The sequence below is a fragment of the Bradyrhizobium yuanmingense genome (assembly GCF_900094575.1).
Classification (GTDB): domain Bacteria; phylum Pseudomonadota; class Alphaproteobacteria; order Rhizobiales; family Xanthobacteraceae; genus Bradyrhizobium; species Bradyrhizobium yuanmingense.
Genome location: NZ_FMAE01000015.1, coordinates 31,335 through 52,506 on the forward strand (window position 1 = coordinate 31,335; position 21,172 = coordinate 52,506).

Consider the following 21,172-nt stretch of genomic DNA (forward strand, 5'->3'; position numbering starts at 1 on the left):
ACTGCGAAACAACTGGACCAGCGACATCGTAACGAACTGGCCTTTCTAAACGTACCGGGCTTGGGCTATTCCGGAGCGGAGAACGGAGAAGCGCTATGTACGTGCCCCCCGCCTTCCGAGCTGATAACATCGAGAACATCCGAGCGACCATCAGCTCCGCACGCTTGGCGAACCTAATCACAGCGACGGCAGAAGGGCCGCTCGCAACACCACTTCCGCTATTCCTGGACCCGACGGAAGGCGAACGGGGAGTTCTGTATGGCCACCTCGCCAAGGCCAATCCGCAATGGCGCGCGGCTCCGATCGGCGAAGCCCTGGCCGTCTTCTTGGGTCCGGAAGCTTACGTGACCCCGTCATGGTACGCCACCAAGCAGGAAACCGAAAAGGTAGTGCCGACGTGGAACTACATCGCCGTCCATGCTTACGGTCCGGTTGAGTTCTTCGAAGATAACGAACGTCTGCTTGATGTAGTTACCCGATTGACGAACATCCATGAGGGCTCACGGGTGACACCTTGGTCTGTCAGCGACGCTCCGGCAGATTTTCATCGCCGCCCAGTTGCGTGGGATTGTCGGAATCCGCATTCCCGTCACCAAGTTCGAGGGCAAGCGCAAGATGAGCCAGAACCGTCCTCTTGCCGACCGTATCGGTGTCGCCACCGGCCTTGCCGCGAGCCAAGAACCGCGCGATCAGGAAGTCAGCATCATGGTCCCAACGCTGGCCTGAGCCATGACGCTTCAGACCGCAAAGCCAGGCCGAGCTGTGTTCGGGTCCAGTTCTTCATTTTCCTGGCAGCGGCGATGCTCGTGGCCGTCACGCCGGGACCTGGCATCCTCTATATCGTCGCGCGAAACGCTTGCTGGCTGCATGGGTGAAGATTTGGTGTCGAGCTTCGGTCTAGGTTTCGGTGGGCTTGTTCACTCACCGCCCTCGTCATGGCGAGCGCGGACGCGTCAAAGCGGCCTGGTCTTATAATGCCAGCAACTACACCTACACCACCCAAGGCGCCATCGGTGGCACGTCATCCTATGGCAGCGTACCAAGCTTCACCAATCTAGTCATCGGCGCGACCATGACGGGGGGGAATTCCTCTCAATCGTTGGAATCGCCGTATCTAGTAGATGCCAACGCGACACTACACTGATGGACTATACCCGTTGAAGATCGTCGCCAACTTTGGTGCGCGTTAACGAACCGACCGGCCGACCTACAGGGAAAGGTTCTCCAGCGACTTTGCGATACCGCTGAGCCTTCTGATCGCCGCCTCAAGCTCTTCGATCAGATCTTGCCGGTTTTCTTCTTTTCTCGCGTTATGGTCTTCAAATGAGGCTGAGCTCCACGGAATGCCTGAACCGCGACCTAGGGCCTGCTTCTGATGGTCCTGGAAGTTGTCTTAAGCTCGAGCCGCGTGCTGCGACGTCGTGTTGCGCCAAGTAGCAAGCCTGTAAAGAGCCCAGCCGCAGGGGCTGATTTGTGGCTTGGACCAGTCTACTCGCATCCATCGCTGGCGGATGCTCCCTCTCTAAGATCGGCGGCACGCCTTCTTCGATTTAGCTTTCCGCTCGTATCGGCGACCTTCGCGCACGTGGTGGTGCTCGCAGCCGGTGGATGGTAGGGCCTCCCGATCTCGCAACCGCAGTGACTTCAACAACGTCGAAGCAGCAGTTAGCCGGCGGGTTATGTCAGTAAACCTGCCACATGCTCTCGTCGCCGACGGCGCTAAGGACATTCAGTCGAAGAGCCGCCCAGCATCAGAATGATGCTTCGCGGGGAGCACCCGCGCGTTCGAAGCGCTAACCCAAGAACAGAGACAGATCTGAACCAACGCCCCGGATTGACCAACAAATATTTTGAACCTGTAATAAACTCCGCGTTTTGCAAGCTCACATCGATATTTGGAGAGACGCTCGGACCGAAGCTCTCGGGCGAAAGCTGAGACGGCGCGATGCGGAGCTTAGTTGGGCTGCCGGGCCACCTGAGTGGAGTTGCTCATGAGTACTGAGCGGAATCCCGACCCTGTGATCCTGTTGTTCGCGATTGCCGTGATCGTCGCCGCCTTCGCGGCATTCGTCACGACGTTTGAGCGGCTTGGGAGCAGCACAGCTGGTGGCGAGGCTCCCTCCGGGACCACGGGGCTGGGCAAGCCTCGGCCGCCTCTTGAGCGGGCACCCGGCCAATCAGTAGGGAAGTAAGCACCCCGCCTGAACCGACAAAAAGTGTCCATCCTTGTGCTGCGGCATCAGACCCGCAACCTGGCCCAAGTCGACCGACTTTCGAACGAAGCTGACCCGAAACCAAAGCGAAGGTGACCCGCAACGACAACCCCTTTGGTGTCGATGGGTCCTTCAAGCTTTATCCTGCCCTTTTTTTCGGCTTGTATGATCCTACCTCCGGTTGCATGCTCTTCCCGCTTTCGCCGGATATTGTTTCAATAGTCATTGTTCGAGGCAGTAATGAGTAATCGACGTCAGGTTTACAACTATTCGGCCATTCTGCGTCAACGGGTCGAGGGGCTTATCGCACTATTTGGGGAACTGCAGGCGCTCCGGCGACGCCTGCGAGCCGCTAACGCGAGAAGGATTGGTCGGCGTATCCAGAACGGCGCGCGGAGAAGAAGAGTTGTTCGGCGGTGACAGCTCCCGTTCAATGCAACGATCCCCCGTCCCCGCTTCGACATTGATACGAAGCCGGGTCAGGTCGCTTCACGAGCAGCTGCCCTCTGCAGCCAGTTTCCCGGCACTTTGACCAGGGCGCGATTCTTGATTTGCGCCGCGTGGGCGAGCCAGACCTGCTTTGCGCTGGGGTCCGAAGCATTCGCTTCGCGTCACCAACAGGCCCACAACTCGCATATCTTGCAGCGAGGTCAGATACTACGTCGCGAAATATCGGCACCGGTGCCCGAGATGTACGCTCGTAATCAAGGCGCTACCGACGCACAGATCGGACGGGCGCGACGTTGCTTGACCTCAAACGAGACTGCGGAAACCGACCGACCACGCCCTTATACCGATTGAAGCCGTACATCGGCTCCTCAATGACATGATGTCTGCCGCTCACTCCGGAAGCTCGACCAAACGACGAAGGGGCTTTGTTTTGCAAAGAGTTGCTGGAAGGGACTTACGTTCAACCCAGATCTCACGTCAGAAGCAAATGACTTCATCGCACGGCCAGATTTGCCCCCCATGGCTGCCTAGGTCTGCGCGAAGGGTCATCCCCGTCGGGGCGCGATACCGGATCTTTCCATGTCCGGCTATTTGCGATTGTGCTTCGTCAGTTTCGTTTCTTTTTGACACCTTTTCAACGGCTTCTGCATCCGCCAATTCTCTTGCGGGATCTCTTCAGTACTCCTGCACGCCAACCCGCACCGACCTCTCTGACGCAAGCGGAATGGGCGGGACCCGAGCAACTCGCCCCCCTGCGGCCAGCATTGGGCCTATCGGTGGAGAGGCACCAGAAGTGCCGCTTCCTAACTGAGGGTACCGCGAAGCTGAAAAAGACCATTCGGCGGCGCCTGGCCAAAGATAGCACCGCCAGCTTTAAACGAGAGCGGGACGGCGGGGCCCAGGCAGAGCCGAACCCTTGGTGCGGGCGCGGAGTTGCTGCGCTCCGCACCGGCCGCGCCTTCTCAGCCGCCTCACGCCGAGGTCAAGGTAGCTGATGCTGCGTCCGATCTTGTTCCGCACACCGCTGTCATGTCGACGGCCCCCATCTCTGCGCAGGCCTATCGGCTCCACGCCCAGCCAAGTCGATGTTGAGCAACTTCTCGCGGCCGCGCCGGCAAACGATGCGATGACTTCGTTCGAACCTCCGAGCATGCCGATCGGCTTACTCTCCCGGAGGCTGATAGCGAGGCGGCGAGTCGGACGGCAACTTGGTTTGGCGCACCGCTGATGATGCTGGGGATGCTCCCATCTTAAGCTCGAGCCGCTCGCTTCGGCACCCGGTGAGATGACGATGCTGAAGCGCGCTACACTGGGCAGGATACCTGACGCGCCGGTGTGACGGAAGAGCGGCATAGCCAAGTGGCCAAACGCACAAAGGTTCCGCGCGTCTGCACTTACTTTGGCGCTGCTTTACACGAACATTCGACTAGGATGACAGGCTCCTTTGGGATGGGACTGTCATCATGCGGTACAGAGTGCTCGTGGTGGACAGCAGCAGGCGACTGATATGCGCGGCGAAGCTCGACTGCGTCGACGAGGAGGCTGCGAGATGTCGGGCCGAGCAAATGTATGGCGAGCACGACGTTGAGCTTTGGGAAGGGGATCGGCTCGTTGCCGTTTTCTCAAGTGCAACGTCGAATGAAGATCGAAGCGACCGCTTGTCCTGATTAGAGGGCCTGCCACGCCGCCGAGTGTGCGCGTGTACTCATTGCATGGCCGAAACGATCACGCCCGGCTACCCAAAAGAGCGGTCCAACCAATCTCGCAATTGCTATTAATGGACCTCTCGGTCCAACTCTCGCAGCAATCGATGCAGGAAGTCGCTAGCGTGATTATATTGTGCGCCGCCGTCCAGGATCTGATGAGCCAGTGGTGACATTATGTTGCCAACGGCCTCAGGGCCAATCAGCTCGGTCCGTGACGACCACAACTCCAGCAGCCCGTCCGGGATGTGGTCGCTCGATCCAAATAGCTTCAGGAGCCGGGCTTCGGCGACACCGTTATGATCGTGGTGGGCCTTGGCCGCATAAAAGGCGAACAAGCTACGAAAGGCGTCACGGGAAACGGAAGGCTTAGCCATCGCAATGTCCCCCACAGAATTCTTCAAATGAATTTGCTTAATCCGGAGCTGAACGGAAGCTATTCCCTCGAAATCCGCACACGAAGAAGATTCTACAACGGACCGGGAAAACGCGGCAAGCCCTTAATCCATGTTAGATAGGACGTATTGAAACCAGGCTTTGTCTAACGTGCGTTCACACTTAACAAGACGTCTGCTTTCAGGCGGATGGTGGTCTCGGCGGCTCCGCCGCGGGGTGGCGCTCAGCCGTCCGAAGCCGGCCGTCCCTGGCCCGTTCCCGCGCTCCGCCGGAATGGCGCCTTAGACGACCATGACCATTCCAGTTAGCGCATAAGACATGACGAAGGGTGGCCGACTCCAGCGCAGTCAGGTCCCGCAATACGAGGCAATGGTCTGAGGAAGCCAGAAGACCGTTCCAGAACTTTCGCATACCAGCAAGAACAAGAATGCAGAAATCAGCAGGACTTTGCTGTCAGTTATTCCCTCTTACAAACGAGGCGGGACCATCGCTCGGTCGGCGCGACGGCTCTTCGGCCGCAGCCTCCGCCAAGATGCGCTTCGCTTCGGATCGAGGGCTCCGAGAATGCGTTGCCGTCGCCGGTCAGGTTCATCGTCTTCAAATTCGGTGGTAAGTTCTCGAGACCAGCCTGTCGCGCGCGAGAGCGCATGGATCCTGATCGGCCGATATACGTCGTGCAGCTTAACCGCTTACTTCACTCCGTCGACGATCCAGTTCCACCCTTCCCGCTTTATTTCTTTCCGAGGAATCGCGATAGCTTCCTCGCTCCGGTAGTACCAGGCCGTGGTGTCGGAATTGGCTCGGCCGTCGACCGTCATTTCCGGAGCGGGCTTGCTGTCGAGCTGGAGCACCAGGGCTTGTTGGTTCGGCAGCAACGTGAGCTGGTGCCTTCCTTGATTGGGAGGCGCAGCACTTCCCACGCGGAGGTGATGACGCCAGAGCGCGATGCTCCGCGGCCCCCGCTTCAAACCGGCAGCTTTCCGGGAGGCGTTCGAGCGGTCGATGAGCGCTGCGCAGGTTATGGTCAACACCGACGAGCCGGGATCATCCGTGAGGCTCGCAGCGTAAGAACCTGGCCAGCGGAAAGCGAGTTGGGGGCCATCCATGAGGAGCGCAAACACGAGATTGGGCTCGAGGGATCGGATCAGCGACAGCGCAGGGTCGACGCGAGCCAAGTCTTCACAGATCACGGCTGTCAAAGCAGACCGGTTGCGGAAAACGTCCATGTGGATGATGCGATGTCCGATCTCCAGATATTCCCACCACACGCATTTCGTGGACAGCTCGTCTTGTAAGCCGTAGGACTCGATCTGCTGGCCGTCGCCAACGATGATGCTTGCGCCTGGAATGAGTTGCCGCAACTCTCTCGCCGAAGCTGTTGGTATAGGGGGTCGAGACCACAACGAAGTTGCCGAGAAGGCCGTTACAGTCCCTAGACACACCCGAGATCACGAACTCAATCGAAGGATGGTGATCGCGGACGTGCCTAACCAACGCATCATGCGTGCTCCAGTCGAGCGCGTATTCCGGCAGAACGATCCCGTTCGCAGGCTTTCGCTTTCGACGCGTCTCTGCGAGCAGCCGATCGATGAAGAAGACGAAATCACATCACCCTCTGCAGTGCTCCATTCCTCATCGGTGGCGCTCGGTGTGCCTCCTCCGGGCGGAGCCACTTTTGTCGACGCGAAAACGTCCCCAACGATTCTTATTTCCCTTCTTGTCGCGATTCACTCGGCCGCGGAAGCAACCTGGAGGGATGGCATAGGGAAAGGGCACCAGGAGCACATTGAGCCTGGTCTGATTGTTGCCGTAGTTCGCTTCGGGTTTGTGCCAATACGCGTTCGTGTAGCCTCTCGGCGGTAGGAGCGTCAGGTTATGACCGAGCGTCCGGATCGAGCAGCCCAACTCCGTTGTCCTGCCTTTTAAGGCTGCCGGTTATAGCCGATTGTTTTCGAGATAAGTGAAATCGGATACCAATTCGGGCTCGGAGCAATGCACAGGCGGGGTTTCGATGGAGCACGCCTGGGCACACGGAACGGCAACGATGATAGCGCCACTGGGAACATCGAGAACGTCTCCCGGACTTGACGCAAATTGACCCGGACGAGCCAGGTTTTATCCGCGAGAATGAAAGGTGTTCCCATGGCTGGCGCCCGGACCTGTGGCAGCTCCCGTGCGTGCCCGGAATGTGAGGGCCATATCAGGCGCGGCGAGTCCCAGGACGCGATCATGACGCATCGCATTCGTGGTTTCTGGACGCGGCCGCAAAGATCGCTACGGTGGCAACCCCGCGTGCAGGCCACGATGAGAACTGCGAGATTGCCGGCGTGCGCGCTTCTTTTGGAGCCATCTACCGAAATCGGTCCGCACAAACGTTTGTATGTATTGGACAGGCGCTTCGAGCAGCTAAGTTGAAACTCCGAAAGAGGGCGCTGGCAGCGGAGAGGCTTCCTGGGCTTGACGACTTGTTCGCCCTCGTTTTGGGACAAGGCAATGGCTTCCTTCGACCTCTCGCGTCGGAGATGATCTCCATGGGCACTTCAATGAGTACTTTGATTCGCCTCCGCTACAACACAATGGCCGATGAAAGCCCGGGCGGCGAATGGAGATGGCGCGTGATCATGGAGAGAGATGGCGCATATGAGGAAGTCCTCGTAAAAGAGCTCTCGATCAACGTGCCGTCATTCTCCCAGGCAGACGAGATGCCTGTTGTTGGGCGCAAGTACCATATTGCTTGCCACGGCACACTCACGGTGGAAGACGGTGTCGGTACCATCAGGTGAACCGAATGAGGTCGCCTCGATTGGGCTGAGCCGGTTGGCTCTTCCTCACGCTCTAGCCATCTGCCGTGGACTTAAACGGGCGACTGAAGCGATGATGCCGCCAGGCGCCTCGTCCGGAAGGCTGGTTGAAGTTCTATTAGCCGCCCTCTCCGGTTGTCGCCTTCGCCCCCCGGTTTTGTAAGCCTCAGGCCCACCAGGATTGAGCGGGTTGAAATGATGCGCGTCCACTTTTTCGCATCGTCCGCTCACGGCTGCATCATATCAAGGGGCGTAATTCGTCAATCTTAACGCAGTCACGAAATGCCACAACGATTCGTAGCTGAATCCTTTTAGCGAAGGGATAATCAAGGATTGATCCGTTCGCTGCCTTCATAGTCTCAAATTGATCATCAATGCTTCTTTGGTGTTGTTGATCAAGCATCAAGAGGCCCCTACGCACAGTTCAAGCGATCACGCTTTTGGTTGGCGTAACATGGGGAAGAACGGTGGAGAACCGCCGACCTGGACTTCCGTCAAAACACTCCAACCTTGTTGAGCATAAAGTCGCATCGCGTGCGGACTGGTCGCCTCCAAGTGCACAGGTCTCTGCGCGGCATCTGAGATCTCGGTTGCGTGCCGAAGAAGATGTCCTGCGAGCCCTGATCGCTGATGTATGGGATCAATGGCTACCATAGTGACATACCAATGCGGCTGATGCGGATGGTACTTACCGAACGTTTCAAAAACTCTTTCGGTTTCGGAACGCCGGTGCGCAGGAATGCTCTTTAGAAGGAATTCCATCATGCTAGTGTTGTCGCGCTTTTCGCCAGCTGTGTCCCATAAGATGGCCCCCTTGTCGCCGTCGTTTAGGTATGCGCCGCTCGAATATGGACTGCCGCAGTAATGCTTAATAAATCCGTTAAAATGCTGCAGGTACTCCCGCGGTTCAGGGTACAGCCACCTCAACAAAGGACACATCGTAAATGCGGTTGTTAGGATCGCAAGGACTCTCGAGTGGTCCTGAAGATCGATAGTCTTGATCGATAGTGCATCCCCATTGGCGGACTGCATAGTGCCTCCTTGCGCTGCCAGTGCCGAACTGTGGCCCTACCGATCTAGCGCTTTGAATGCACCGACCGTGGCCAAAAAAAGTGCGGTAGCAAAAGCCAGGCCAAAGAATTGTGCGGCTCGTCTTGCTTCTTGGAGTGGAATGTCGGGACAGGACGGGGACGCGGTTGCTGTCGGGGAGCTAGCGGTTGCGAAGCGCTAGCCCGGGCTGGCTGATGCGCAACAGCCACCCGAAGGTAAATAACCGCACAACGTTGAGTGAGATGGTTCACTCTTCAGACGCTCGGCATTTACCCCACGAGGCTTTCAACGATCCTTCGCTCTCCTGCCGCCGCGGAGCCCCGCGAACTGCCGGTGAGGTGCGGGAGCCGCGCCGCGGGATGATCCTGTTGAGCTGGGCGGATCGCTGGCCGGGCAGAACAGCCGCCGAAGCCGGCGATCCCTAAGAATCTGTCCGAGCCTTCGGCCCACAGGAACGCTCGGCCCATATCGTGTCAAAAATCTCACGGCAAGTTGCAGAGCCGCTCAGCGATTCCACCGGACGTTGGTATGGAATTTGCTGTCTCCGCTCGCGCCGCCTCACGCAATTGCGCCATCGCCACTGATGCCTACGCAACGCGCGCGATCGCAGTGCTCTGCATCAAATAAAGCGTAAGGTTTCTAACATGAAGGCGCTCGTCAAGGCGAAGTCTGAGCCCCGACGAACCCGTGCCCATGATCGAACCGACTGATCTCTTGGTCAGGGACAAGAAGACCGGGATTTGCGGTACGGATATTCATATTTTCCGCTGGGACGAGTGGGCTCGTAAAACGGTGCCTGTGCCCATGGTGGTGGGCCACGAGTTCGCGGGCGAAAGAGTTGATCTCGGCTCGGCCATTCAAGGCCTTGCATACGGCCAGCGTGTGACGGGAGAAGGCTATCTAATCGCAATGCACGGTCTGGCCTAGGCCGCCCGGACCGCATTTCTGAAGGCACGTAAATTGCTGGATAACGAGCAGGAGCTGGCGCAAAGAACGCAGGCCGCAGCGACTATCTCGGAATTCTAATGAGGCTGATCCGATTGATCTTGTTCCACCTGGCTTTGATGCTGCTTGCACCTGAACTTTCAGACGCAACGAGTGCTGCCGCTGGCGCAAGTCCTTCGAGCGTCAAAGCTGTGGCGACATTCAAGCAGAATGGTCCCCGAGAGGTGCTACCAAGCTTCAGGAATGGCGGCCCCTACGACAGCCAAACGACGCTAGCCGCACCCGGTCAACCGGCGGACAACTTCCGGCCGGTCAAGCTGCCTGGCAATTCCGCGGGGCTGGAACCCAGCCTTATATGTATGATCCGCACGCCCCAACGCCCGACTGTCAATATCCTCGATGGCGCTGATAGGCTTAACGTCCCCCTTGTGACGTACGGGATGTGCAATCCTGCCGCCCCGCCTTTTAATCTCCTAGCTGCAGAGACGCCGCGCTCAAGCAATACAGCTATCCTCTGCGGAGTTCTGATTGTTGCCTTTCTGACTGTTGTTGTGGTTATTTTTGTAGAAGTAAACGGCCCAGGTGGGGGCACGTGAGGAAGCAGAGCTGGGCTTATCGCAGTCGCCGTTCAGCTGATCTCCCGCAACTGTTCGCTGGTTGCGATTCAGCGTTCACGCCGAGGGACTCACGGGAATTTGTCGTCCTCCAGGGTGCGGCAAGACCACACTCCTACGCTGCATTACCCGTGATGCAGCGTCTGACGAGTGGAGTCTGCTGGGTCGACGGCGAGATTTGGCAGGATGAGACGATGTGTCAGCCGCACTCATCTACGTCCCATCGCGGGTGTATTTCAGCCGCCGATTTTTCTCATTTGTCTATCAAAGCGTACTCTCCTGTAGAGCCCGTCAAAACCGAAGACGGCACTGATCGACTTTGACGGTGTGGTCGAACCGCTAGTCTTGTGGCACTGCCTAACGGTGGGCCCGTCACATCTTTCTGGGGCGCAGCAATGTAGCGCGCTGTTGATCCCAACTCGGCTACTTTTAGTGGCGACCCGCTCATTTTGACTCAACTGCACCGCCAAGAGCAAGCTCTGCCATGTCTTTAAGGCTTGGCTAGCTTGGCACGGTTTTCCTAAAACGGCACCCATCAGGACAGCTGCTGGAGACGTCGCTCAAGGCGACCGATCAGAAGGACAGGGGCGAGACGACCATTCAACTCACCGAGAGATCGCGTCCTACGACGTTCCGGTCCTAGCGCGCGTGCGTCACTCACGCTGCTTGATCGCAAATCGGCTGTCCAGCGAAGGCGGCCTCACCGGGGGCCCTCACCGGAGGCGTACTTTCTTACGGCCTTCCCTAAAGTTCTTTGGCCTTTCGCGTGATGCGCTCACCCGTTCGAAGCCGATAAAGGCAAGATCATTGTTGCAGCCTTTGTACGCGCGCATCCCAAGATATGCTGGGGCGGTTCTGCGCGATACCCTCGTGCGGCGCTTGTGGGACAATCCTTTACGCATCTTCGCGAAATAGACTACGCAGCATTTCTCGCTCTCATGAATCCAGGACCAAAAGTGATTGGCCCCTCTTCGCCGGCAGGGAATTCAGAGCGCCGCGCGGGCGCGTCCTGGCCAGCACCGATCTACGCCAACCTCGTCTCGGGCGCGGGGCTCCGCGGTTCGGCTACAGCGTCCGCGTCCTGCTCTTCGGCTTCGCCCCACTGGACAAATATTCCCCTTTTGCCTTCCTTCTGGACAAAGTCGAGCACAGCTTACCTGCATCGCACCGAAGCAGTCGCAATTGCGGCCACAGAGCAGTTGGCAGCAGACCTCATCAGCTCCCCACGGTTCTCCTTAACGAGGGACGCTCCCTTCACATGGCTGCGAGAGGAATGAGGCACAGAACTGTCAAGACAAGCTAGATGATCTCGAAGTATCTCCGACGTTCAAAGTCGGTCACTCGATTTTGAACGGCGTCCCATTCCCAACGGCGCGAGCAAGAAAATGCTTCAACAAACCTTTCTCCGAAAATCTCGTTCGCCGCTGCTGACTGTGCGAAACGAGAAGTTGCCTCTGATAGGCTTTGAGGTAGTCTCGCAGTCATTTCCACGCTTGCATCACCGGCGATCGACGCGGGTAGTGCCACACCTGTCTCGACTCCCAATATCCCGGAGCCAATTGCACATGCGAGCGCAAGATAAGGGTTCACGTCTGCGCCAGACAGCCGATATTCCAGACGATGGATGGATGGCTCTCCCGAGATAGCGCGAACTGCGCAGGAGCGGTTGTCAACTCCCCAGCTTGGACAGATTGGTGCCCAGCAGCCAGGCACCAACCTCTTGTAGCTATTGAAGTTCGGCGCAGCGAGCACACAAAACTCGTTCATGTAGTTTAATTGTCCGGCGATGAATTGCCTCATAAGCTTTGAGAAGTTACCGACCGCATTGCCGTCGTAAAACGCATTCTGACCATCCGAGGACATCGAAATGTGAATATGGCCGGACTGACCCGGCCAATCCTCTGAAACCTTGGCCATGAATGTAGCCATCATGCCTCGCCTTTGCGCCCATGCTTTTATCATCGACTTGAATATGGTTGCTCGATCGGCAGCTTCCAACGCATCACAATGACGAAGTGACGCTTCGACCACGCCCGGTCCGGTTTCGAAGTGCAGTCCGCTGAGAGGTATTCTAGCTTTCTCACAAAGCGCCAAGATCTCATCGAACAGCTCATGTTGAGCAACGGAGCGCATAATCGAGTAGCCGAACGGGCCCCGTGTTAAAGGAACCCATTCGCTGAACGGCTTATCCTCAATTGTATCGGCGTTCTCCTTGAACAACATGAATTCAAACTCGAACCCGACAGCGCAGCTGTATCCGAGGTCAGCAGCCCTTCTCAGGACCTTACGCAGAACACCCCGCGGGCAGATGTTCTCATGTGCGCCCGTGAACTCGGCGAGGTAGAGGTATTGATTGCCGAGATCAGACACCGAACGGCCGGTGGCAGACAGAATACGCAGCTCAGCATCCCCAAATGCTGATAACGGCTGCTGCGTAAAACTGATCGGAATGACCTGATCCGAACAATCCCACGCCAGCACTGCTTCAGAGAACTTTATGACTTTATCTTGACCCGAGAGATCTTCACCTAAGACGTGTTTGCCTCGCAGCACTCCGTCGAAGTCGCTTACGCCGATCATCGCCGCGCGGACTGGAGTCGCTCCGGTCAAGGTTGCTTCAGCTGCCATCACTGGCTATCCCGCGCTACCAATTCGAACACCTGGTCCATCCGCATTGCTCGCAACTTGTGATAGTCATCATTAAGCTGATTCATGTCGCTATTCACGAGATAGACGATGCCTGGTGTCGATGCCAAATCGATGGTCGGAACCAGCTCCTCACCAATTGGAACGAATGCAATGGCATCCGCAAAGCTCGGGAGGTTGCGGATTGCTTGGAGTCCCGGGTAGCCGGCAACGACACCGCCCCTATCGGAGATCAGGGAGACACAGAGTGCGTGCGCTTTCCGCTTGTACGGCCCACGCATCCTCATGTACTCACCAAAGCCCCCGGGATCTGCGTAGCGCCAAGCGGTCAGCGTGATATGGTTATGCCCCAACGCCATGGTTCGTGCTTTTGCCGACATAGTCCCTTGAAGCCGCGCCCCGAAGTCCACCAGAACGGGGCCCCGATGATCGACAATGATCTCGGCATGAGCCGGTCCCTCGAGGATCTGAAGTGCCTGCAACGCACGTTTCAGGTAGTCGGAGAGCTCCTGAACGATTGGTTCGCTGCCGTCCAACAACCTCTCGAGCGAGCAGACCGATGATGCCCCCTCGATAGGAACGGTGTCATAGGTCCAGACCTCCGTAACGAAGGCATCGCCGTGGATCGAGACGGCGTTTACGGTGTATTGTTGACCGTTTATTTTTTCCTGCCCGAGGGCAAAACGATTCAATGCTCCGACACGGTTCGTCTTCCCGACAATCGCGCTTAGAGCGCGCTGAATATCAGCATCTGTCGAGCAAAAGAATACATCTTCGGTGCCGGTACTATTCAGAGGTTTGATCACGATCTCGTCAAACTTCGCTTCGCGCCTCCAGCTTGCGATCTCTACAGCATTGTCCGACACGACTTGTCTGATCGATCGCACACCGGCATAGGTCAGCGCGCAGGACAATCGCGCTTTGTCACGCCGAGCAGCCGATAGAGCGGTCCCGTTTGAAGGTAAGCCCCGCCGCTCTGACAACGAATCGGCGAGTTCGACTCCAGACTCGCAGCCGGCGATAACGAACTCGACTTCTCTGCCATGGAGCGCCTGAAGATGATATTCAACGATGTCATCATACCCCATGCGCTCGCCGGGGCGAATGACCTCATCGTACAGATCCTCATTGAAATGCGCCTGGAATATAGGTGGAATCTGTGCGGCCGACATCACATGCACGGTCCCAATTCCATAGCGCTTGAATTCCTCGGGTAGGTAGCGGCCCGTAGAGTATGCGTCCACGACTACACATTTCCGTTCTTTCATGCGGATCTCCGATACTGCAAGTAGATGTTGCTGACGGCGATAGCCGTAATGAGGACATTTCCAACGAACGTATGTGACGAAGGCACGATGCGAGAATCGAAGTACTGGAACAGGAAGGTGACGATGGGGGCGGTGGACAGGACCATGTTGACGGTGAAGGGCTCTACGCGGCGAATGCCCTGCTGAATCAAGAGCAAAGGCAAAATGATCGTCGACAGTCCAATTGCTGCGATCGCAAACCAATGCTGCGAGATCTCGGGCACGATAGATGAATGGTCGACCAGCCCCAGCAGCAAGAGAATGGTTCCATAAAAGCGATGCGCCAGCACCTGTCGGCCGGAAAACCCACGGTCGAAAAGCACCTTGACAAGGATATTTGTGAGGGCGAGCGATAGGCCGGCCACGATGGCCAAGACGATGCCAAAGGACGATCGAGCCCCCCACTCCACACCCGCATTGCCGGTAGCCGAGATCCAAATCATGTAAGTCCCGATCGTCGCAATCGCGGCGCTCACGACAATATCGGATGTTGGCGGGGCGCCCCTGCGCCTGATCACAGCGTTCAACCACACTGTTGCGGCAGGCCCCAACGCCACCATGAAAGCGGCCACGATCGCAGGTTCAGCGTATTTCAGTCCTATAAATAGACCGATCCAGCTGATCGCCGTCACGACGTTGAGTGCGGCGAAGACCAGGAGCGACCATTTTCCGGCTCGTGCTCCGGCTCCCTCGTGGCGAGCCAAGAAGTTGAACGTCAGACAAACCACAGCGAAAGACAGCAGGAGCGCCACGAACACATCGGCTTGCTGAAAATACGATGCCGCATAAACCTCGCCTGCCGCGCTCAGAACGACATAAAGCGCCACAAAGAACACTCCTAGAGCGAAGCCACTCGTCAATCGTCCACCCTTTTTGTCCCCGCCAAGCCGGGCGGAGCTCTCGGAAGCCCCGGCGCGCGCGTCGGTTTCGGACGACGGACCTTTCGGCTCGCGCGAGCCACGTTTCGTTTGCAATATCACGATCTGCCTCTAGCCCTTCTTAGTGCGGCAGTACCCACCACACGCCTCTCCAAATGCTTTGAACAGTTGCTTGCTGAGGAGGTCGGTTGAGACGTGCCATTCGGGGTGCCATTGCACACCGATTTGCAGCGTCGGAGCGCCAATCACTGAAGCCGCCTCGACCAGACCGTCAGGCGCCCACGCCTCGCGCCTCAGCGCTGGGGCAAGCACCTCGATGCCTTGATTGTGCAGCGAGTTGACTTGCGCTTCGATCGTTCGCGCGATTGGCAAGAGTGCGCCATAGGATGATATCCTGACGCGGTGCGCGGCATCGTACTGACGGTCCCTGGGACGATCTGGCTTCTCGGCATGCATGGCGCCGCTTTCTCGGCTCCACTTCGTAAGCGATGGGCGGAGTGTTCCGCCGAAATAGACGTTGAGTTCCTGAAGCCCACGGCAGATGCCCAGAATAGGCATTCCGAGGGCGATGGCGCTCTCTATGGCTACGGCAGAGAGCCTGTCCCGGGGACGGTCAAGGATCCCAGGCTCAACATCCTGCCGATCAGGATCCGCAAAGGACGCGGGCGCTGACAGGACTGCGGGGTCCACGTTCGATTCATCGCCTGTCAAGACCAGACCGTCGAGCCGGCGCATGATGGCCGGGGCGACCTCCTCCATAGCATCTTCCGCGTCGACGGTCGGCAATATGACACAAGCCACTCCCGCATGACGCTGGAGTGCCTGCACGTACTTGCGCCGTAACCAGTCGCGATGCACACCATCGGCCAGAAGACGGTTCGAAGTGACGCCGACAACGGCTTGGGTGCGCTCGGGCTGTTGCAACCTCACGCCACCTTGTTTCGCGTGCGAACCTCGGCAACGGACTGCTCATACAGCCGCCGATTTCGCTCTTTCAACTGAGTTATGACGCTAGGCTGACCTTGAGGTCCCTTGACAAAGAGCCCGCCCCATGTGGCGGCGACCTTCGCGTAGTTTGGATCCTGCATTCGGATTTTCTGAGCCTTGCGCAACAACCAAAACGGGATACCGGGCGAAAGGTGATGCTCAAGGTGGTACTCATCCAGATTCTGTCCCAGGATGGCTCGTTCGAGGAAGCTTCCTTTACGATTCCTGGTGAGATAGACGTTCTGCGTCTCTGTTTCGCACATGGGTGAATGCTCAGCGAGTTCGATAAACCAGCCGAGGACCTGAAACGTGGTGAGATAGGGCACGATCCAAAACAGGACGACGATATGGAGCAGACCAAGAGCATATGACCCGGCCAGGATGCTGAACCAGAACAGATAGAAGCCATACCTGTCGACAAGTATGCCTGAGCGGCTCTGATCTTCGGTCTCTTCGATCGAAAAACGATTAGTCCAAAGATACTTCAGATACGCTACTGTCGCGCCGCCGAAGATCGGCTTCCAGATGATGTTGAAAGCGTATCTCTCTGGAGGCTGCACATCGTAGACGCCGCTGGCCAGGAAAAACTTCAGGTCGGGATCCTTGTCCGGGTCGCCGAGATAGGGATGATGCAAGTAGACATGTGAGATCCGGTAGGCCCAGTGGCGTTGGAACAAGGGATAGGAAGCGAACAGAATGCCCAGGACATAATTCCAGGTGGTATTCCTCGCGAGCGTGCGGTGAGCCGCATCGTGAGCGATGGTTGTCAATCCGCGTTGATAGGCACCGATCAGGAGAACGGCCAGCGGGTAGAACCACCACGAGACAGACACGGTCGCAAGCGTGCACGCTGTGATGGCAGCGTAATCTTTCGCAATGTAGGCGGCCCCCGTGATGTTGTCCGGCCTTAGCTCCGAAAGCTGCTTATTGATCTCCCGACTGAATTGAACGGCCTCATAGCGTGATGACCTCAGTTTCCAAGCGTCTGCCTGATTCATGAGAACCTCTTCCTGATCGCCTTGCAGGTTGTCAGATTGCGGAAAGCGCCTTGTCCAGATCGCGCAAGATGTCGTTAACATCTTCAATGCCGACACAAAGCCGGATTGAGCCGCCAAATATGCCAGCGGCTTCGCGCTTTTCCCGCGGGACAGTGGTGTGGGTCGTCGAGACAGGATGAGTCACGAGCGTGCGGGCATCTCCCACATTGGAAACGTGATACATCAAGTCAACGTTCTGGATGAACTTGCGCCCGGCCAGCTCGTCTTCCACTTCGAACATGACCATCGCCCCGTGTCCGTATGCGGTGTTGAGTGTCTGATCGACGATTTCCCGATCGGCGCCTTCAAAGAGCCCCGGGTAGAAGACGCGACGCACCTTGGGATGCTCCTTTAGAACGCCGGCGACGATCCTAGCGTTCGCGCAGTGCTGCTTCATGCGAAGCGGCAGCGTTTCAAGCCCTTGGATCAGTTGAAAGCTCGCAAACGGGGCAATGGCCGCACCGGTATCGCGCAACCAGGTCATGCGAGCCTTCAGGAGAAACTCGCTCTTTCCTAGATCATCGACATCGCGCACAGCGTTGTGCCAGACAATTCCGCCATGCGCTTCGTCGGGACCGTTGAACAAGGGAAAGCGAGAAGCTCCCCGATAGCTAAACTTGCCGCTGTCAACGATCAGTCCGCCGAGGGTCGTGCCATGACCGGATATATATTTTGTTGCAGAGTACGTCGTAACTGCAGCGCCCAGGTCTGACGGCCGACATACCAATGGCGTGGTCGTATTGTCTACGACCAGAGGCACCCCGTACCTTCGGCCGATTTCCGCCAGCTGTTTGACGGGGAGCGGAATCAGACAGGGATTCGAAATTACCTCTCCGAACAGGCAAATCGTGCGATCATCAATGGCACGTTCGAACGTCTCGGGCCTTCGGGGATCTGCTGTCCTCACGCTGATTCCCAAACGCTTTAAGGTGTTGTGGAGCAGGTTCCAGGTATTGCCATATAGATACGGAGAGGCAACGATATTGTCCCCTACTTCGCCACTTGAAAGGTTGATGATGGCAAGGAACGTCGCCGCTTGACCTGACGCAACGGCGAGCGAGTCGCTGCCCATGTCGACGGCGGCATAGCGCTTCTCCAGCGCGCGAGTCGTCGGATTGATAATCCTCGTGTAGGTGAACCCATCCGCCTTGACGTTGTAGACGTCAGCGATGTGGTTTAGATCGCCATCGAGTTCATAAGCTGTATTCTGGTAAATCGGCACTGCGACGGCTTTCGTCACCGGGTCGCGTCGATAGCCCGCATGCAGAACAGCAGTCTCGGCGGAAAGCGGCAGCTGCCGGTCCCCAGCTGCTTGAGCCGACATCTTTACGCGCGCGCCATATGCCTCTTGGCCCGACGCAGGTCTTGCTGACCGAGCCTGACCGGACCGGAAATATGTACGAAAGGCGCATCCCAACTGCTCAATCCAGCTGGATTGGATTTCCCCAATGCAACCAATCCGGAAGCTTCGCGTGGCAAGATGCAGCTTCGAGTAGACGTAAAGATTGTGGGCCGCCAAGTGGCGATACAGCCCATCGAATCCTTGCTGGTCCACTATTCCGGGCGGCGCACTGAACGCAACACAGACCGGGGACTGCAACTCGAGAGACAACAGCGGAGCCACTATCCCTTCGAGTTCCTTGATGAGCTCGTCTCTGACCTTCTCGTACCTGAAGCGCCTGGCATCGATGCCTTCCTCGTGCAGAATCTTCAAAGCCATTGTCGTTGCCTGAACGACGTGGGTTGGAGGGGTCGACCGCCACTCACCCGTCCGCTCGAGCGAGCGCCATTGATCTCTCACATCGAGCACAAACGATCTCGGTTCTTGAGCCGCATTCTCCAGCAGCTCGCGCGAGGCGATGACAAACGCTACTCCCGGCGGCCCTTCTATGCACTTGTTGCTCGATGTGACCAGTACGTCAGGTCCACGCTGGCTCAGATCGATATTGAGGGCGCCGAAGGAACTCATCCCATCGATGATGGTCTTTACGCCACGTCGCCTCGCCACCTCCACGATCTCATGCAGCGGATTGACGATTCCGGTTGTCGTCTCACAATGCACGAAACACAGGTGCGTAACGCCGGGATTTCGGCTCAGATACTCGCCGATCTCTTCCGGATCCAACGGATCGGTCGCGCGCTTGACAAGCTTCAGTGCTTCGACACCCCACAGCCGCAAAATTTGTAAAATGCGCTCGCCATAGACGCCGTTTACGCAAACGAGCGGCCTGTGGGCTCGGGACACAAATGAAGATAGGGCAGCCTCCATTGCAAAGGAGCCGCCTCCTTGAATAGGCACCACCGAATAGGCCTCAGCGTTCCCCAGCAAGCTGAGCATCAGCCGCCTCATGGAGGCGGTCACTTCCTTGAACTCGTCATCGCGAGACGCGAGATCAAGCTGCATCTGGCTCCTGACCGCCAGCGATAACGATAATGGACCAGGCGTCAGCAAAGACCGCTGTCTTGTCAAACCATTCCTCCTAACATTGTATTCGTCCACGACCCGGAGTACGCACACCGGAGAGCCCCGTCGCGCGCCTCCCATTCCTCATCAACAGCTTCGAATGAAGCGACATGGATCGCGGACGCGTTTCGTGGTGGCGCCCGAAACGGCTGTCGGATGACAACCTCCACATCTCGTTGCGGCTAGAGAGCGATGTTTCACAAAGCGGCTCATTGATGCCTTTCAGACCTCCCAAATAGCCTTTGGCACTGAGCACTCGGACGCAACCGGCGCCGGCGTACCCTCTCATCCACTGTCACGTATGTGCAAGCTTGAGCGCGATCGCCCTCTTGCAGCTATTAAGCGCCAGTCGGCTGACGATTTACGTGTGAGCCAGCACGCTTTACGCTAGCAAGGCGATGCAGCCAGGACTCGACGTGCCCGGATGATCAATGCATGGCACACTCGATGATCGTAGTTGGCAGCGGGAGGCTAATGCGTTGTTTTGGACTTGATACATTTGCACTCCGTCGCTGGTTGGAGGATCTGTGACGCTGATGACTGTCGATTTCGAGATCGTACAACTTGACGTTACGGGCGGTTCAACCCTCTCCGAGGATTTTCTCACGTGAATTTTTTTCTTACGTACTCCCATTTGGCGGTGACAAGCTGACGTAAGCAGCAGAGGACAGAGGATTCACAGCGGGGTTGAATCGCTGGACCCATCGTAAGCATTCTGACTGCAAGCGCGAGCTGGACCGCAGTGAGGGCTAGTCGTCCCGTTTACATACGGTCCTGGCCAAAGCGCCATGTGGAGGTGCGGAGCTTCTCCGCGGTGCCGGCGAGATCATCCTGCATCGCCTTGCTGTTATCAGGTCCTTGCGCTTGAATAGCGCGACACTTGCAGACTGCGGTCCAGTCCGACTTGATGGCGATTGGGCGATTTTGGATGCTGGCCGCTTAGGAAGGATCAGTGCGGCACCTTTCGGCGAGTGACCGTGCGACAGAGCATGTTGTCCTGATTTGCTAGGAGTGCATCGAGCCGCGTCCAGATGAGCGGCGCGGGTCCATCTTTCAAATTGATCGCTAGGCCGGCAGCAACCATCGTTCGCCCCTCGCCGTGACACATCTCACCGAGCGATCACGGCGGCGGCGAACGTGCCGTGGTTTACGGCGGCTCAAAAGCCTGAGCCGGCGAGCCGCGCATCACCAGCACTCGGTGAGCGCAAGTACCTCGCCAATGAGGCACTCTGGTTCGACGATAGTCACTTCCGTGCCGTTCTGCTCGCTTTGACTCCTCCGCAGGCCAGGCCCGCTCGTTGATCCGAGCTCGCGTTCTACGCGGTCTACAGCGCGGTCGAAAGGTACTGTCCAGAATCTTTCGCACTTTTGATCAGGCGACGGCTCCGGTTTCAGAGAGTTGTGGCTGATAGAGCGGTCGCATGTTCATGTAGCATTTGGTCGACCACGCCGTTCCGGCAATGTGCCGCAGCCGGGCCGCCGCTAAGTTGAGACAGGATTGACCGTCGGGGAAGGCGCCGACGACACGGGTTCGTCGCCGGATCTCCTTCATGATGCGCTCGAGCGGATTGTTCGTTCGAATCTTCCGCCAATGGATGTCCGGAAAGGCATAGTAGGCGAGCGTCTCGTGAACCGCCTGCTCGACGAGATCAGCAGCTTTGGCCATACGGCTGGCCCGCAG

11 protein-coding genes and 2 pseudogenes are annotated in these 21,172 nt (G+C 57.5%); 3 read left to right on the forward strand and 10 right to left on the reverse strand.

From position 1 onward, the window contains the following. Positions 1-95 precede the first annotated feature (95 nt). A pseudogene (locus GA0061099_RS34490) lies at positions 96-726 on the forward strand (FMN-binding negative transcriptional regulator). Positions 727-4,437: 3,711 nt separating this feature from the next. Here GA0061099_RS34490 and GA0061099_RS34505 read toward each other — a convergent pair. Further along, a complete protein-coding gene (locus GA0061099_RS34505; RefSeq protein ID WP_036030545.1) occupies positions 4,438-4,743 on the reverse strand; it encodes a hypothetical protein in 306 nt (101 codons plus the stop codon). 708 nt (positions 4,744-5,451) lie between these two features. Beyond that, positions 5,452-6,123: a hypothetical protein gene (locus tag GA0061099_RS34510; protein ID WP_036030755.1), complete on the reverse strand. Its 672-nt coding sequence runs from the start codon at positions 6,121-6,123 to the stop codon at positions 5,452-5,454. Positions 6,124-7,293: 1,170 nt separating this feature from the next. On the opposite strand from GA0061099_RS34510, the gene GA0061099_RS34515 reads away from it, so the two are divergent. Next, positions 7,294-7,545 (forward strand): hypothetical protein, encoded by a 252-nt coding sequence (locus GA0061099_RS34515; RefSeq protein WP_141697718.1) that lies wholly within the window; start codon positions 7,294-7,296, stop codon positions 7,543-7,545. Positions 7,546-7,995: 450 nt separating this feature from the next. Here the strand turns inward: GA0061099_RS34515 and GA0061099_RS34520 are convergent, their stop codons facing one another. After that, on the reverse strand, positions 7,996-8,595 hold the full coding sequence (locus GA0061099_RS34520; RefSeq protein ID WP_074448283.1) for a GNAT family N-acetyltransferase: 600 nt from the start codon (positions 8,593-8,595) through the stop codon (positions 7,996-7,998). A gap of 662 nt (positions 8,596-9,257) precedes the next feature. On the opposite strand from GA0061099_RS34520, the pseudogene GA0061099_RS34525 reads away from it, so the two are divergent. Further along, positions 9,258-9,528, forward strand: a pseudogene (locus GA0061099_RS34525) (alcohol dehydrogenase catalytic domain-containing protein); the annotation flags it as partial. Positions 9,529-11,471: 1,943 nt separating this feature from the next. Here GA0061099_RS34525 and GA0061099_RS34535 read toward each other — a convergent pair. From GA0061099_RS34535 to GA0061099_RS34570, 7 genes are all read right to left on the reverse strand, one after another. Next, on the reverse strand, positions 11,472-12,800 hold the full coding sequence (locus tag GA0061099_RS34535; protein WP_050996218.1) for a glutamine synthetase family protein: 1,329 nt from the start codon (positions 12,798-12,800) through the stop codon (positions 11,472-11,474). Next, positions 12,800-14,086, reverse strand: a complete 1,287-nt coding sequence (locus GA0061099_RS34540) for a hypothetical protein (RefSeq protein ID WP_036030765.1) — start codon at positions 14,084-14,086, stop codon at positions 12,800-12,802. Before GA0061099_RS34540 ends, GA0061099_RS34535 begins: the two co-directional genes overlap by 1 nt. After that, positions 14,083-15,105 carry a DMT family transporter gene (locus tag GA0061099_RS34545; RefSeq protein ID WP_244621007.1) on the reverse strand — a complete coding sequence of 341 codons (1,023 nt, stop codon included), beginning with the start codon at positions 15,103-15,105 and terminating at the stop codon, positions 14,083-14,085. Before GA0061099_RS34545 ends, GA0061099_RS34540 begins: the two co-directional genes overlap by 4 nt. A gap of 9 nt (positions 15,106-15,114) precedes the next feature. Beyond that, positions 15,115-15,933 (reverse strand): gamma-glutamyl-gamma-aminobutyrate hydrolase family protein, encoded by an 819-nt coding sequence (locus GA0061099_RS34550; RefSeq protein ID WP_036030772.1) that lies wholly within the window; start codon positions 15,931-15,933, stop codon positions 15,115-15,117. Further along, positions 15,930-16,988, reverse strand: a complete 1,059-nt coding sequence (gene rtxC / locus GA0061099_RS34555; RefSeq protein ID WP_036030775.1) for a dhydrorhizobitoxine desaturase — start codon at positions 16,986-16,988, stop codon at positions 15,930-15,932. The genes GA0061099_RS34550 and rtxC overlap by 4 nt, the downstream gene beginning before the upstream one ends. A 31-nt stretch (positions 16,989-17,019) precedes the next feature. After that, positions 17,020-19,431, reverse strand: coding sequence for a 2-aminoethylphosphonate--pyruvate transaminase (locus GA0061099_RS43025; protein WP_199751054.1), 2,412 nt, complete (start codon positions 19,429-19,431; stop codon positions 17,020-17,022). A gap of 1,432 nt (positions 19,432-20,863) precedes the next feature. Further along, positions 20,864-21,172 (reverse strand): transposase (locus tag GA0061099_RS34570; RefSeq protein WP_208604913.1); only part of this gene is annotated, 309 nt, incomplete at its 5' end.

Bases quoted from the DNA above. Each gene is read 5' to 3' on its own strand.
- GA0061099_RS34505 (WP_036030545.1), bottom strand. From the start codon at position 4,743: ATGGCTAAGCCTTCCGTTTCCCGTGACGCCTTTCGTAGCTTGTTCGCC.
- GA0061099_RS34515 (WP_141697718.1), top strand. From the start codon at position 7,294: ATGGGCACTTCAATGAGTACTTTGATTCGCCTCCGCTACAACACAATG.
- GA0061099_RS34520 (WP_074448283.1), bottom strand. From the start codon at position 8,595: ATGCAGTCCGCCAATGGGGATGCACTATCGATCAAGACTATCGATCTT.
- GA0061099_RS34535 (WP_050996218.1), bottom strand. From the start codon at position 12,800: ATGGCAGCTGAAGCAACCTTGACCGGAGCGACTCCAGTCCGCGCGGCG.
- GA0061099_RS34540 (WP_036030765.1), bottom strand. From the start codon at position 14,086: ATGAAAGAACGGAAATGTGTAGTCGTGGACGCATACTCTACGGGCCGC.
- rtxC (WP_036030775.1), bottom strand. From the start codon at position 16,988: ATGAATCAGGCAGACGCTTGGAAACTGAGGTCATCACGCTATGAGGCC.
- GA0061099_RS43025 (WP_199751054.1), bottom strand. From the start codon at position 19,431: ATGCAGCTTGATCTCGCGTCTCGCGATGACGAGTTCAAGGAAGTGACC.